The sequence below is a fragment of the Streptococcus sp. K0074 genome (assembly GCF_048843365.1).
In the GTDB taxonomy this organism is placed as follows: Bacteria; Bacillota; Bacilli; order Lactobacillales; family Streptococcaceae; genus Streptococcus; species Streptococcus mitis_BM.
In genome coordinates, this window is sequence record NZ_CP184836.1 from 1,171,196 (window position 1) to 1,185,056 (window position 13,861).

At 38.0% G+C, this 13,861-nt stretch carries 15 protein-coding genes; 13 read left to right on the top strand and 2 right to left on the bottom strand.

The features are described 5' to 3' along the window. The first annotated feature begins 142 nt into the window (after positions 1 to 142). From ACN076_RS05655 to ACN076_RS05715, 13 genes are all read left to right on the top strand, one after another. Complete coding sequence (locus ACN076_RS05655; RefSeq protein ID WP_000521976.1) at positions 143 to 619, top strand: PTS sugar transporter subunit IIA; 477 nt, start codon at positions 143 to 145, stop codon at positions 617 to 619. A 38-nt stretch (positions 620 to 657) separates the two neighbouring features. Then, positions 658 to 963, top strand: a complete 306-nt coding sequence (locus ACN076_RS05660; RefSeq protein ID WP_420789578.1) for a PTS fructose transporter subunit IIB — start codon at positions 658 to 660, stop codon at positions 961 to 963. A 47-nt stretch (positions 964 to 1,010) separates the two neighbouring features. Further along, positions 1,011 to 2,486, top strand: a complete 1,476-nt coding sequence (locus tag ACN076_RS05665) for a PTS galactitol transporter subunit IIC (RefSeq protein WP_420789579.1) — start codon at positions 1,011 to 1,013, stop codon at positions 2,484 to 2,486. Between the two features lie 100 nt (positions 2,487 to 2,586). Further along, positions 2,587 to 3,483, top strand: coding sequence for an aldose 1-epimerase family protein (locus tag ACN076_RS05670; protein ID WP_247949287.1), 897 nt, complete (start codon positions 2,587 to 2,589; stop codon positions 3,481 to 3,483). A gap of 287 nt (positions 3,484 to 3,770) precedes the next feature. Beyond that, positions 3,771 to 4,196: a galactose-6-phosphate isomerase subunit LacA gene (gene lacA, locus ACN076_RS05675; protein ID WP_000029277.1), complete on the top strand. Its 426-nt coding sequence runs from the start codon at positions 3,771 to 3,773 to the stop codon at positions 4,194 to 4,196. 30 nt (positions 4,197 to 4,226) lie between these two features. Beyond that, positions 4,227 to 4,742 carry a galactose-6-phosphate isomerase subunit LacB gene (lacB, locus tag ACN076_RS05680; protein WP_420789580.1) on the top strand — a complete coding sequence of 172 codons (516 nt, stop codon included), beginning with the start codon at positions 4,227 to 4,229 and terminating at the stop codon, positions 4,740 to 4,742. A 10-nt stretch (positions 4,743 to 4,752) separates the two neighbouring features. After that, the gene (locus ACN076_RS05685) at positions 4,753 to 5,682 is read left to right on the top strand and encodes a tagatose-6-phosphate kinase (protein WP_420789581.1); all 930 of its coding nucleotides are present in this window, start codon (positions 4,753 to 4,755) and stop codon (positions 5,680 to 5,682) included. A gap of 1 nt (position 5,683) precedes the next feature. After that, positions 5,684 to 6,664 (top strand): tagatose-bisphosphate aldolase, encoded by a 981-nt coding sequence (gene lacD, locus ACN076_RS05690; protein WP_001229115.1) that lies wholly within the window; start codon positions 5,684 to 5,686, stop codon positions 6,662 to 6,664. Positions 6,665 to 6,898: 234 nt separating this feature from the next. After that, a complete protein-coding gene (locus ACN076_RS05695) occupies positions 6,899 to 7,735 on the top strand; it encodes a PRD domain-containing protein (RefSeq protein WP_420789582.1) in 837 nt (278 codons plus the stop codon). 35 nt (positions 7,736 to 7,770) lie between these two features. Beyond that, positions 7,771 to 8,088, top strand: a complete 318-nt coding sequence (locus tag ACN076_RS05700; protein WP_001078325.1) for a PTS lactose/cellobiose transporter subunit IIA — start codon at positions 7,771 to 7,773, stop codon at positions 8,086 to 8,088. After that, positions 8,088 to 9,779, top strand: a complete 1,692-nt coding sequence (locus tag ACN076_RS05705) for a lactose-specific PTS transporter subunit EIIC (RefSeq protein ID WP_261024843.1) — start codon at positions 8,088 to 8,090, stop codon at positions 9,777 to 9,779. The genes ACN076_RS05700 and ACN076_RS05705 overlap by 1 nt, the downstream gene beginning before the upstream one ends. A 338-nt stretch (positions 9,780 to 10,117) precedes the next feature. Then, the gene (gene lacG, locus ACN076_RS05710) at positions 10,118 to 11,524 is read left to right on the top strand and encodes a 6-phospho-beta-galactosidase (protein WP_020900695.1); all 1,407 of its coding nucleotides are present in this window, start codon (positions 10,118 to 10,120) and stop codon (positions 11,522 to 11,524) included. A 42-nt stretch (positions 11,525 to 11,566) separates the two neighbouring features. Further along, positions 11,567 to 11,824: a DUF3884 family protein gene (locus tag ACN076_RS05715; RefSeq protein ID WP_020900696.1), complete on the top strand. Its 258-nt coding sequence runs from the start codon at positions 11,567 to 11,569 to the stop codon at positions 11,822 to 11,824. Positions 11,825 to 11,929: 105 nt separating this feature from the next. On the opposite strand, the gene ACN076_RS05720 is transcribed toward ACN076_RS05715, so the two are convergent. Next, entirely contained in the window at positions 11,930 to 12,697 is a 768-nt protein-coding gene (locus ACN076_RS05720; protein ID WP_033680188.1) for a DeoR/GlpR family DNA-binding transcription regulator, read from the bottom strand. A 142-nt stretch (positions 12,698 to 12,839) separates the two neighbouring features. Next, positions 12,840 to 13,802: a class 1b ribonucleoside-diphosphate reductase subunit beta gene (gene nrdF / locus ACN076_RS05725; RefSeq protein WP_000451388.1), complete on the bottom strand. Its 963-nt coding sequence runs from the start codon at positions 13,800 to 13,802 to the stop codon at positions 12,840 to 12,842. Between the last annotated feature and the right edge of the window lie 59 nt (positions 13,803 to 13,861).

Below are 13,861 nucleotides of genomic sequence, written 5' to 3' on the forward strand. Positions count from 1 at the left end.
TAAATGTTTGTTTTGCTTATAAAGATAAAAAATAAACAAAATAATCAAAAAAAAGGACAAAAAACAACAAAAAATTAATGACAACGATTTCATATAGTGTTATACTTATAGCATAAAGTTAATGGAAAGAAGGGAAAACCTTATGGGATTAGATCATTTCTTTGACAAAAACCTTGTGTTTTGCTTAGAAGCGGATAATCAAGAACATCTCTTTGATCAGGTTGCTACTTTATTGGAAGAACGAGAAATCGTAACTCCAACTTATCGTGAAGCCTTGATCACGCGTGAAAAGTCATTTCCAACTGGCCTAGATATGGAATTTTTGGGTAAGGATTTGCCGAATGTGGCTATTCCTCACACAGATATTGTTCATAATCTAGCCGAAAAAGTTGTGGTCGTTCGATTAGAAAAACCAGTGACTTTCCACAATATGATTGCGCCAGATAAGGAAGTAGAAGTATCCTTGCTCTTCTTTATCATTAATAACTCAAGTTCAAGTCAAACGAACATTCTTGCTCAGTTGATGGACTTCTTTACTGGAAATAGTCATCTTGAAGACCTATCAAAAATTTCTGAACCAGAAGCCCTCTATGCTTATATTGCTGAAGCAATTGCTTAATTTTGTCTATTAAAAATATTAAATCGGAGGAAATCCATATGATTAAAATTCTTGCTGCCTGCGGTGCAGGTGTTAACTCAAGCCACCAAATTAAAAGTGCTCTTGAAGAAGAACTTTCAAACCGCGGTTTTGATGTTCACTGTGATGCAGTTATGGTAAAAGACGTTAATGAAGACCTTATCAAAGGTTATGGCATTTTTACACCAATTGCTGCAACAGATCTTGGTTTTGACCCAGGTATTCCAGTTATCGAAGCTGGACCAATCTTATTCCGTATCCCAGCAATGAGTGCTCCCGTATTTGATAATATTGAAGCAGCTATCAAAGAACACGGGTTAAGCTAATTTTAATTTGTTAACATTCATATAACTATAAAAAGGGAGGAACTATTATGGATGTCATTATCGAACTAGCCAATAAGCTGTTCAAACCTATCTTGGATATGGGTGGGCCAATCATCATGCTGATCATTTTGACAGTATTGGCTCTACTTTTTGGAGTGAAATTCTCCAAAGCACTTGAAGGTGGTATCAAACTTGCCATCGCTCTTACTGGTATCGGTGCTATCATCGGTATGCTGAATGGTGCTTTCTCAGCATCACTTGCAAAATTCGTTGAAAATACTGGTATTCAATTGAACATCACTGACGTTGGTTGGGCACCACTTGCTACAATCACTTGGGGATCTGCTTGGACACTTTACTTCTTGCTCATCATGTTGATTGTCAACGTAGTGATGCTTGCTATGAAGAAAACTGATACACTTGACGTTGATATCTTCGATATCTGGCACTTGTCTATCACAGGTCTTTTGATTAAATGGTATGCAGACAACAACGGTGTAAGCCAAGGGGTTTCACTCTTCATCGCCACTGCAGCAGTTGTCCTTGTAGGTGTTCTTAAAATCATCAACTCTGATTTGATGAAACCTACATTTGATGACCTTCTTAACGCACCAAGTTCATCACCAATGACTTCAACTCACATGAACTACATGATGAACCCAGTTATCATGGTTTTGGATAAGATTTTTGAAAAATTCTTCCCAGGTCTTGATAAATATGACTTTGATGCTGCTAAATTGAACAAGAAAATCGGTTTCTGGGGATCTAAATTCTTCATCGGTTTCATCCTTGGTATCGTTATCGGTTTGATGGGTACTCCACATCCAGTTGCTGGCGTAGAAGATGCAGCAAACTGGCAATTAGTTATTAAAGGTTGGTTGTCTCTTGGTTTGACAGCTGGTATGTCTTTGGAACTCTTCTCACTTATCGGTTCATGGTTCATCGCTGCCGTAGAGCCACTTTCACAAGGTATTACAAACGTTGCTACTAAACGTCTTCAAGGACGTAAATTCAACATCGGTCTTGACTGGCCTTTCATCGCTGGTCGTGCTGAAGTTTGGGCTTGTGCAAACGTACTTGCACCAATCATGTTGGTTGAAGCTGTGCTTCTTTCAAACGTCGGAAATGGTATCTTGCCACTTGCAGGTATCATCGCTATGGGTGTTACTCCAGCTCTCTTGGTTGTAACACGTGGTAAATTGCTCCGTATGATTATCTTCGGAACACTCTTGTTGCCACTCTTCCTTCTTTCAGGTACACTTATCGCTCCATTTGCAACAGAACTTGCTAAAGGTGTAGGTGCATTCCCAGAAGGTGTGAGCCAAACTCAATTGATTACTCACTCAACTCTTGAAGGACCAATCGAAAAACTTCTTGGTTGGACAATTGGTAACACTACAACAGGTGATATCAAAGCAATCCTTGGTGCTGTAGTCTTCCTTGTATTCTATATCGGTATCTTTGCATGGTACAGAAAACAAATGATCAAACGTAACGAAGAGTACGCAGCAAAAGCAAAATAATGCGCTCCTATAAAATGTAAATTGTTAAAGCTAGGTTGTCGACATCCATTAGGAGTGACAGCCTAGTTTTTTATAAACTATCAAGAAATCGGAGAAAATAATGGTAATTGAATTAAAATCAGAACAATTAAGAGTTGAATTTAACAGTTTTGGTGGGGCTCTTTCTTCTATAAAAGATGCCGAGGGAGTTGAGTATTTGTGGCAAGGAGATGCTACTTATTGGAGTGGACAAGCTCCTGTTCTCTTCCCCATTTGTGGTTCATTGAGAGAGGATACAGCACTTTATATAGATGATAATGGACAAGAAATCAAAGGAAAGATTCCTCGTCATGGTTTGGTTCGTAAGAAAGAATTTGAATTAGTTGAACAGACAGATAATAGTGTAACTTTTGCAATTGAAGACGATGAGAATAGCTATCAGAACTACCCTTATCATTTCCGCTTAGAAATCACTTATATCCTTACTGGAAAGACAGTACGGACTCAATACAAAATATTTAATAAAGAAATTAGCAAGGTCATGCCTTACTTTATTGGTGGACATCCAGGATTTAATTGTCCTCTGCTTGATGATGAAGTCTATGAAGATTATTATCTAGAGTTTGAAAAAGAAGAGACTTGCTCTGTTCCACGTCCTTTCCCAGAAACAGGTATGCTTGATTTTCAAGATAGAAGTCCATGGCTAGAAGGTCAAAAAGAATTAGACCTCAGCTATGATCTTTTCAGCACTGATGCAGTCACCTTAGATGAATTGCAATCTAGAACAATTGCCCTTCGTTCTCGTAAACATGATAAGGGATTGAAAGTTCGTTTTGCAGAGTTTCCAAACCTCATTATATGGTCAACTTTGAATAAAGGACCTTTCATTGCTTTTGAACCATGGTCTGGCTTGTCAACATCCCTTGAAGAAGGAGATCATCTAGAAGATAAGAAGAATGTTCGTCTCCTAGAACCTGCTCAAGTAGATCAAATTGGTTTTGATATCGAAATTTTTTAATTAAAAAAACACAAAAACAAACATTAATTGTTGACTTTTTTAAGAAATAGGAGTATATTATGTTTGTAAGCAACAAATGATGTTTGTCACAAACAAACAATCACTTGTTATATTCTCTTTCGTGGAGAAAGATTATTTCTAGGAAATTGGTTTCCTAAACTTGAATAAGGTGTGTACTTCATCTCATTCAATCCAATTTGTCAATAAACTGCTAGAAAGCTTTTTGTAGGTAAACTACTAACTATAAAAGGTTTTACTAGCCTAGAAAAATAAAAGGAGTATACAATATGTCTATTGTTATCGGTGCAGATGCTGCAGGTTTGAGATTGAAAGAAGTTGTGAAAGACTTCTTGGAAAAAGAAAACTTCCACGTTGTGGATGTTACAGCTGAAGGTCAAGACTTTGTTGATGTGACTCTTGCTGTTGCTGCAGAAGTAAACAAAGAAGAACAAAACCTTGGTATCGTGATTGATGCTTATGGAGCTGGTCCATTTATGGTTGCAACTAAGATCAAAGGAATGGTTGCTGCAGAAGTATCTGACGAACGTTCAGCTTATATGACTCGTGGCCACAACAACTCACGTATGATCACTATGGGTGCACAACTTGTTGGTGATGAATTGGCTAAAAACATTGCTAAAGGATTTGTTAACGGTAAATACGATGGTGGACGTCACCAAATTCGTGTCGACATGTTGAACAAAATGTGCTAATTAGATTACAGTAAGAAAGGTAAGTTAAAAATGAGAATTGCAATTGGATGTGACCACATCGTAACAGATGAAAAAATGGCGGTTTCAGAATTTTTGAAATCAAAAGGATATGAAGTCTTTGACTTTGGTACATATGACCATACACGTACTCACTACCCAATCTTTGGTAAAAAAGTAGGGGAGGCTGTAACTAGTGGTCAAGCTGATCTTGGGGTATGTATCTGTGGTACTGGAGTTGGTATCAACAACGCTGTAAATAAAGTTCCAGGTGTCCGTTCTGCCTTGGTTCGTGATATGACAACAGCCCTTTATGCTAAAGAACAATTGAACGCCAACGTTATCGGTTTTGGTGGTAAGATTACTGGTGAATTGCTCATGTGTGATATTATTGAAGCTTTCATCCATGCTGAATACAAACCATCTGAAGAAAACAAAAAATTGATTGCGAAAATTGAACACGTTGAAAGTCACAATGCTCAACAAACAGACGCAAACTTCTTCACTGAATTCCTTGAAAAATGGGATCGCGGAGAATACCACGACTAAGAGGTGACCTATGATTTTAACAGTCACAATGAACCCATCCATTGATATTTCCTATCCCTTGGATGAGTTGAAGATTGATACTGTCAATCGTGTGGTGGATGTAACCAAAACGGCTGGTGGTAAGGGACTCAATGTTACCCGAGTACTTTCAGAATTTGGAGATTCAGTTCTTGCTACTGGTTTAGTTGGTGGTAAACTTGGTGAGTTTTTAGTTGAAAATATTGATGATAATGTTAAGAAAGATTTCTTTTCTATTCAGGGAGAAACTCGTAACTGTATCGCTATTCTTCACGGAGACAACCAAACAGAAGTTCTAGAAAAAGGTCCTGAAGTATTGGAACAGGAAGGTCAAGACTTTTTGGAACATTTCAAAAATCTTCTGGACTCAGTTGAAGTAGTAGCTATCTCAGGTAGTCTCCCAGCTGGCCTTCCAGTTGATTACTATGCGAGCTTGGTAGAACTTGCTAATCAAGCTGGCAAGCCTGTTGTCTTGGACTGCTCTGGTGCAGCACTTCAGGCTGTTCTTGAATCACCACATAAACCAACAGTCATCAAACCAAATAATGAGGAATTATCTCAGCTTCTTGGAAGAGAAGTTTCTGAGGATTTGGATGAATTAAAAGAAGTACTTCAAGAACCTTTGTTTGCAGGTATTGAATGGATTATCGTTTCACTTGGTGCCAACGGTGCTTTTGCCAAACATGGTGACACTTTCTACAAGGTAGATATTCCTAGAATTCAGGTGGTCAATCCTGTCGGATCTGGAGACTCTACTGTGGCAGGAATTTCTTCAGGACTTCTTCACAAAGAATCGGATGCAGAATTACTCATCAAGGCAAATGTCCTTGGTATGCTCAATGCTCAAGAAAAAATGACTGGTCATGTCAACATGGCCAACTATCAAGCTCTATATGATCAATTAATAGTAAAAGAGGTATAAAATGGCTTTAACAGAACAAAAACGTGCACGCTTAGAAAAACTTTCTGACGAAAATGGTATCATCTCAGCTCTTGCATTTGACCAACGTGGTGCTTTAAAACGCCTCATGGCTCAACACCAAACAGAAGAACCAACAGTGGCTCAAATGGAAGAACTCAAAGTCTTGGTAGCAGATGAATTGACCAAATACGCTTCATCTATGCTTCTTGACCCTGAATATGGACTTCCAGCGACTAAAGCTCTTGATGAAAAAGCTGGTCTTCTCCTTGCTTATGAAAAAACAGGCTATGACACAACAAGTACAAAACGTTTGCCAGACTGCTTGGATGTTTGGTCTGCAAAACGTATTAAAGAAGAAGGTGCAGATGCAGTTAAATTCTTGCTTTACTATGACGTAGATAGCTCAGACGAACTTAACCAAGAAAAACAAGCTTACATCGAACGTATCGGTTCTGAGTGTGTGGCTGAAGATATCCCATTCTTCCTTGAAATCCTTGCTTACGATGAAAAAATTGCTGACGCAGGTTCTGTAGAATACGCTAAAGTAAAACCACACAAAGTTATCGGTGCTATGAAAGTCTTCTCAGACCCACGCTTTAACATTGATGTCTTGAAAGTAGAAGTTCCTGTTAACATTAAATATGTTGAAGGTTTCGCTGAGGGTGAAGTAGTATATACACGTGAAGAAGCAGCAGCCTTCTTCAAAGCCCAAGATGAAGCAACTAACTTGCCATACATCTACTTGAGTGCTGGTGTATCAGCTAAACTCTTCCAAGATACTCTTGTATTTGCCCATGAATCAGGTGCAAACTTTAACGGAGTTCTTTGTGGCCGTGCAACATGGGCTGGATCAGTTGAAGCATACATCAAAGATGGTGAAGAAGCAGCACGCGAATGGCTTCGCACAACTGGATTTGAAAACATTGATGAACTCAATAAAGTTCTTCAAACAACAGCGACTTCATGGAAAGAACGCGTTTAAGAAAGTCCTTCTAGTTTAGGAACATGAATCTAAAAAAATTTTTAAAAAAGTTGCATGTAAGGGTTTACAAAATAACTTACTTGTGCTATACTTAAATCACAAGTTAATACAAGGTGAGTGTTACTAAGTAATATTAGGCATGATCACAGGTGAATTAGAAATCGGCTGATTTTCTAGTTCATTTGTGGTCATTTTTTGTACTCATATACCTTTAAGATATAAAAGGAGGTTGACATGTATCGAATTCTAAATCCAATGAATCACAATGTCTCGCTTGTCAGAAATGATAAAGGAGAAGAAGTGATTGTGATTGGTAAAGGGATTACATTTGGAAAGAAGAAAGGGGATTTGATTGCTGAACATCAGGTTGAGAAAATCTTTCGGATGAAGACCGAAGAATCCAGAGAAAACTTTATGGCTCTCCTCAAAGATGTTCCGCTTGATTTTATCACAGTGACTTATGAAATCATTGATAAGCTCTCAAAGAAATATCATTATCCGATTCAAGAGTATCTCTACGTAACCTTGACAGATCATATTTACTGTTCTTACCAAGCTCTAGCACAAGGAAGGTACAAGGATAGTAATCTGCCAGATATTTCCACTAAGTATCCTGTCGCTTTTCAAATCGCAAATGAAGCATTTGAAATTTACCGTCAGAAGCTAGCGGATCATTTTCCTGAGGACGAAATTATTCGGATTGCTTATCATTTCATTAATGCCGAAGGTGAAAATGAAGTGGAACTTGTGGAGTCGATTGATAAGAGGAAAGAAATTCTCAGGAATGTTGAAGAAGTTTTAACGGATTATGCAATTCAACGAACCAAAGAGAATAACCATTTCTATGATCGCTTCATGATCCATTTGAATTATTTCTTGGATTATTTAGACAGATCAAGAGATGATAACCAATCGCTTCTTGATATGGAAGACCTTATCAAACAATCCTACCCAAAAGCCTTCGAGATTGGTTCCAAGATCTATGATGTGATTACGCAACATACAGGTCTTGATTTGTATAAAAGTGAACGAGTTTATCTAGTTCTACATATCCAACGTTTATTGTCATAAAAATTTATTTAAAACTATATAAGGAGAATTCTATCATGAATAGAGAAGAAGTAACATTGTTAGGTTTTGAAATCGTAGCCTATGCTGGCGATGCTCGTTCAAAACTATTGGAAGCTTTAAAGGCTGCTGAAGCTGGTGATTTTGCGAAAGCAGACAGCTTAGTTGAGGAAGCTGGTTCTTGCATTGCAGAGGCTCACCACGCGCAAACAAGTCTATTGACTAAGGAAGCTTCTGGTGAGGACTTAGCTTATAGTGTAACCATGATGCATGGCCAAGACCACTTGATGACAACTGTCTTGTTAAAAGATTTGATGCACCACTTAATCGAACTTTATAAGAGAGGAGTTAAATAATGAACAAACTAATTGCATTTATTGAGAAAGGAAAACCTTTCTTTGAGAAATTATCTCGTAATATCTATCTTCGCGCTATTCGGGATGGATTTATCGCAGGTATGCCTGTTATTCTCTTCTCAAGTATCTTTATCTTGATTGCTTTTGTACCAAACTCATGGGGCTTTAAATGGTCTGATGATGTTGTTAATCTCCTCATGAAACCTTATAGCTATTCAATGGGGATTCTAGCTCTCTTGGTAGCTGGTACAACAGCTAAATCACTGACCGACTCAGTAAACCGTAGCATGGAGAAAACCAATCAAATCAACTATATGTCAACATTGTTAGCAGCAATTGTTGGTTTGTTGATGTTGGCAGCTGATCCTATCGAAAATGGTCTAGCTACTGGATTCTTGGGGACAAAAGGTTTGCTTTCAGCCTTCCTTGCTGCCTTTGTTACCGTAGCTATCTATAAGGTCTGTGTTAAGAACAACGTTACCATTCGTATGCCTGACGAAGTTCCACCAAATATTTCACAAGTCTTTAAAGATGTGATTCCATTCACTCTATCTGTTGTTTCTCTTTATATTCTTGATTTACTAGCTCGTCATTTTGTGGGGGCAAGCGTAGCTGAATCAATCGGTAAATTCTTTGCTCCATTATTCTCTGCAGCCGATGGCTATCTTGGTATTACCATTATCTTTGGTGCCTTTGCCTTCTTCTGGTTTGTGGGTATTCACGGTCCATCTATTGTTGAGCCTGCTATCGCAGCAATTACATATGCAAATGCCGAAGTCAACTTGAACCTTCTCCAACAAGGTATGCACGCTGACAAGATTCTTACTTCTGGTACACAAATGTTTATCGTTACCATGGGTGGTACTGGTGCGACACTGGTTGTTCCATTCATGTTCATGTGGTTAACAAAATCTAAACGTAACCGTGCAATCGGACGCGCTTCAGTAGTTCCAACTTTCTTTGGTGTAAATGAACCAATCTTGTTTGGTGCACCTCTTGTTTTGAATCCAATCTTCTTCATTCCATTTATCTTTGCTCCAATCGCAAACGTTTGGATCTTCAAATTCTTTATTGAAACTCTTGGAATGAATTCATTTACTGCTAATCTACCATGGACAACCCCAGCTCCACTAGGTCTAGTTCTTGGTACTAACTTCCAAGTTCTATCATTCATTCTTGCTGCCCTTCTAATCGTGGTTGACGTTGCCATTTACTATCCATTCCTTAAGGTCTATGATGAACAAATTCTAGAAGAAGAGCGTTCAGGTAAGTCTAATGATGAATTGAAAGAAAAAGTTGCTGCAAACTTCAACACTGCAAAAGCGGATGCTATTCTTGAAAAAGCTGGTGTAGAAGCAGCACAAAACACCATCACTGAAGAAACAAATGTCCTCGTTCTCTGTGCTGGTGGAGGTACAAGTGGTCTCCTTGCAAATGCTTTGAACAAGGCAGCTGCAGAATACAATGTTCCTGTGAAAGCAGCAGCAGGTGGCTATGGTGCTCACCGTGAAATGTTACCAGAGTTTGATTTGGTTATCCTTGCCCCTCAAGTTGCTTCAAACTTTGAAGATATGAAAGCAGAAACAGATAAACTCGGTATTAAACTTGCCAAGACAGAAGGCGCTCAATACATCAAATTAACTCGTGATGGAAAAGGTGCTCTAGCATTCGTGCAAGCGCAATTCGATTAACGATAGGGACTCTGAAACAGTCTCCTCTCGTTACGGAAATTGCTATGGCGAATTTCCTAATCGCCTTGTTAATTCGTCGGTAAAAAGATATCGTTTTTACCTCCTCATGTCACAATTCGATTAATAATAGGGACTATGAAATAGTTTCCTCTCGTTACGGAAATCGCTATGGCGAATTTCCTAATCGCCTTATTAATTCGTCGGTAAAAAGATATCGTTTTTACCTCCTCATGTCACAATTCAGTGACTTGCTACAAGAAGTGAGATGGAGAAGGATGGCTCACTGACTCCTCTCCTCTCACTTTTACTTTATTTAAATCAAGAAATAGGTGAAAAAAATGACAAAAACATTACCAAAAGACTTTATTTTTGGTGGCGCAACAGCTGCCTATCAAGCAGAAGGTGCTACACATACTGATGGTAAAGGACCAGTAGCGTGGGATAAATATCTTGAAGATAACTACTGGTACACTGCAGAACCAGCCAGTGACTTTTACAATCGATATCCAGTTGACCTCAAGCTAGCAGAAGAGTATGGTGTCAATGGTATTCGAATTTCTATTGCCTGGTCACGTATTTTCCCGACTGGTTATGGTCAAGTAAATGCTAAAGGTGTTGAGTTTTATCATAATCTATTTGCAGAGTGTCACAAACGTCATGTTGAGCCCTTTGTAACTCTTCATCACTTTGACACGCCAGAAGCTCTCCACTCAAATGGAGACTTCTTAAACCGTGAAAATATTGAACACTTTGTAGAATACGCGGCTTTCTGTTTTGAAGAATTCCCAGAAGTTAACTATTGGACAACCTTTAATGAAATTGGACCAATCGGTGATGGTCAATACTTGGTTGGTAAATTCCCTCCAGGAATTCAGTACGACCTTGCCAAAGTCTTCCAATCGCACCACAATATGATGGTTTCTCATGCGCGTGCAGTCAAGCTATATAAAGATAAAGGTTATAAAGGTGAAATTGGTGTTGTTCACGCACTGCCTACTAAATATCCTCTAGATCCTGAAAATCCAGCAGATGTTCGCGCTGCTGAGTTGGAAGATATTATTCACAATAAATTTATCTTAGATGCAACTTATCTAGGTCGCTATTCAGATGAAACAATGGAAGGTGTCAACCATATCTTATCAGTCAATGGTGGTAGCTTAGATCTTCGTGAAGAAGATTTCACAGCATTAGAAGCAGCAAAAGATTTGAACGACTTCCTTGGAATCAATTACTATATGAGTGACTGGATGGAAGCCTTTGATGGAGAAACTGAAATTATCCATAATGGTAAGGGTGAGAAAGGAAGCTCTAAATACCAAATCAAAGGTGTTGGTCGTCGTGTAGCTCCTGACTATGTACCACGTACAGACTGGGATTGGATTATATATCCTCAAGGTTTGTATGATCAAATCATGCGAGTGAAGAAAGATTATCCTAACTACAAGAAGATTTACATCACTGAAAATGGACTTGGTTATAAAGATGAGTTTGTCGATAACACTGTTTACGATGATGGTCGTATTGATTATGTGAAACAACACTTGGAAGTCTTGTCTGATGCGATTGCAGATGGCGTTAATGTAAAAGGTTACTTCATTTGGTCATTAATGGACGTCTTCTCATGGTCAAATGGATATGAGAAACGTTATGGTCTCTTCTATGTAGACTTTGAAACTCAAGAACGTTATCCTAAGAAATCAGCTCACTGGTACAAGAAAGTAGCGGAAAGTCAGATTATAGACTAGTAGAATTAGTAATTAGATATAGAATTCTAGTGAGGCAAAAAGATGTTCAAAGATTTTATCCAATCAATTTATGAAAAAGTTTATATTATCAATTTTGATAAATGTTCTCAAATACCTTGTTTGACTAATGATGAGCTGAAAAATCTTGGGAAATGGTATGTCTCGACCGGTAAAGAATGGATTTGCCATTCAGACTATGAGCTGGAAGAATTTAAAAATATCTTTTTAAATTTTATCAGTCCTGAAGAACGGGATAATATCTTCTTTGATTCAGATTTTGTGCCGTTTCAACAATCATAAAGAATCTAGGAAACTCTTTGTAAAAATCTTCATCAAAAAAATGCGTCATATTAAGATTCTTATTTTCTTGATATGACGCATTTTATATTTTATCAATCCTCAGTTTTATGGTTTAGAAAGAATAATTTTTGTTTGTTTTGAAAGTTGTTCGAAGGTTTCTTTGCTCAGTTTAGAATCTGAAACGATGGTATCAATATCAGAGATATTGTAGAAGGTATAGAAATCAAATTTATTGAACTTACTATTGTCAGCTAGTAAGTATTTTTTATTGGAATTATTGAGGGCGATGCGTTGGGATTCACCTTCCTCTTCACTAAAGGTCGCAATCGCATTGTCCTTAATACCATTACAGCTAACGAAGGCTTTAGAAAATTGAAGATTAGCCAAGTTTTGCAAGGTTAGTGTTCCCACAAAGGCTCCAGTAATAGAGCGATAGTTTCCACCGATTAAAATCAAATCTGTTAGTTTTCGTTCGTTTAAGATGAGAAAGACTGGTAAACTGTTTGTTACAACACGAATATTATCAATTGGAAGTTCACGGGCAAAAGATTCCAAGGTTGTACCTGGGCCAATAAAAATGGTTTCTCCTTCATCAATTAAATGGCCTGCAAAACGGCTGATTTCTTGTTTTTCTGCAATCTGTAAGCTTTGTTTTTCAGTATTGGAACGTTCATTATTTAAAATGGAGCCTGTGCGAATTTTTTCAGCTCCACCGTGAACCCGAACAAGTAAATCTTTATCAGCTAACTCTTGCAAGTAGCGTCTAGCAGTCATATCTGATACATCCAAGCGAGTCATGATTTCTTTTACAGTAATAGTTCCCTTTGTATTTACCGTTTCTAGAATATTATCTAGTTTTTCCTGCTTTAGCATCGTTATCACCTCTATTTCTATTACTATTTTATCATAAAGTGTTCAATCAATCAATTTAAAAAACAAAAGAAAACAAAAACAAAAATACCATGGTTGTTTTAAACAAACCATGATATTCGTTATCAGTTCTGGAATAATTGAGTTAGTCCAAACCGTAGTTGTAGTCATCGTCTTGCATGGCTTCAACTTCACCAAGGAGGTAACCATTTCCGACTTGAGAGAAGAAGTCGTGGTTGGAAGTTCCTGTTGAAATACCGTTCATAACGATTGGGTTGACATCATCAGCTGAGTCTGGGAAGAGTGGATCTTGTCCCAGGTTCATGAGCGCCTTGTTAGCATTGTAGCGAAGGAAGGTTTTGACTTCTTCCGTCCAACCAACACCGTCATAGAGGCTTTCTGTATAGCCTTCTTCATTCTCGTAAAGAGTATAGAGCAGATCGTACATCCATTCTTTGAGTTTTTCTTGCTCTTCTTCAGGCAATTCATTGAAACCAAGTTGGAATTTGTAACCAATGTAGGTTCCGTGAACAGATTCATCACGAATAATCAGTTTGATGATTTCCGCAACGTTGGCTAGTTTGTTATTACCAAGGTAGTAGAGGGGAGTGAAGAAACCAGAGTAGAAGAGGAAGGTTTCAAGGAAAACGCTGGCTACTTTCTTTTCAAGTGGGTTACCGTTTAGGTAGATTTCGTTAACAATCTCAGCCTTCTTTTGTAGGTAAGGATTGGTATTGGTCCATTCGAAAATTTCTTCAATCTCAGCCTTGGTATTTAAGGTAGAAAAGATTGATGAATAAGATTTAGCGTGGACAGATTCCATAAATTGGATGTTATTGAAAACAGCTTCTTCGTGTGGTGTACGGATGTCTGCGCGAAGGGCTTGAACTCCAGTTTCAGATTGCATAGTGTCGAGAAGGGTTAAACCACCAAAGACTTTTCCAACTAAGTCTTTTTCTACACTTGATAGCTTTCTCCAGTCATCCAAGTCATTTGACAAGGGAATACGTGTATCAAGCCAGAATTGCTCCGTCAGTTTCTCCCAAGTTGATTTGTCGATGACATCTTCGATGGCATTCCAGTTAATGGCTTTGTAGTAAGTTTCCATTTGAAATCTCTTTCTGTATATAATAATGCTGTTGTACAATCGTTTTTGCTTTATGATAA

What these genes read in the sequence shown, in the direction of transcription:
- ACN076_RS05655 (WP_000521976.1), top strand. Translation starts at nt 143, where the DNA reads ATGGGATTAGATCATTTCTTTGACAAAAACCTTGTGTTTTGCTTAGAA.
- lacB (WP_420789580.1), top strand. Translation starts at nt 4,227, where the DNA reads ATGAGAATTGCAATTGGATGTGACCACATCGTAACAGATGAAAAAATG.
- ACN076_RS05700 (WP_001078325.1), top strand. Translation starts at nt 7,771, where the DNA reads ATGAATAGAGAAGAAGTAACATTGTTAGGTTTTGAAATCGTAGCCTAT.
- lacA (WP_000029277.1), top strand. Translation starts at nt 3,771, where the DNA reads ATGTCTATTGTTATCGGTGCAGATGCTGCAGGTTTGAGATTGAAAGAA.
- lacG (WP_020900695.1), top strand. Translation starts at nt 10,118, where the DNA reads ATGACAAAAACATTACCAAAAGACTTTATTTTTGGTGGCGCAACAGCT.
- ACN076_RS05665 (WP_420789579.1), top strand. Translation starts at nt 1,011, where the DNA reads ATGGATGTCATTATCGAACTAGCCAATAAGCTGTTCAAACCTATCTTG.
- ACN076_RS05670 (WP_247949287.1), top strand. Translation starts at nt 2,587, where the DNA reads ATGGTAATTGAATTAAAATCAGAACAATTAAGAGTTGAATTTAACAGT.
- ACN076_RS05685 (WP_420789581.1), top strand. Translation starts at nt 4,753, where the DNA reads ATGATTTTAACAGTCACAATGAACCCATCCATTGATATTTCCTATCCC.
- ACN076_RS05715 (WP_020900696.1), top strand. Translation starts at nt 11,567, where the DNA reads ATGTTCAAAGATTTTATCCAATCAATTTATGAAAAAGTTTATATTATC.
- ACN076_RS05695 (WP_420789582.1), top strand. Translation starts at nt 6,899, where the DNA reads ATGTATCGAATTCTAAATCCAATGAATCACAATGTCTCGCTTGTCAGA.
- ACN076_RS05705 (WP_261024843.1), top strand. Translation starts at nt 8,088, where the DNA reads ATGAACAAACTAATTGCATTTATTGAGAAAGGAAAACCTTTCTTTGAG.
- ACN076_RS05660 (WP_420789578.1), top strand. Translation starts at nt 658, where the DNA reads ATGATTAAAATTCTTGCTGCCTGCGGTGCAGGTGTTAACTCAAGCCAC.
- nrdF (WP_000451388.1), bottom strand. Translation starts at nt 13,802, where the DNA reads ATGGAAACTTACTACAAAGCCATTAACTGGAATGCCATCGAAGATGTC.
- ACN076_RS05720 (WP_033680188.1), bottom strand. Translation starts at nt 12,697, where the DNA reads ATGCTAAAGCAGGAAAAACTAGATAATATTCTAGAAACGGTAAATACA.
- lacD (WP_001229115.1), top strand. Translation starts at nt 5,684, where the DNA reads ATGGCTTTAACAGAACAAAAACGTGCACGCTTAGAAAAACTTTCTGAC.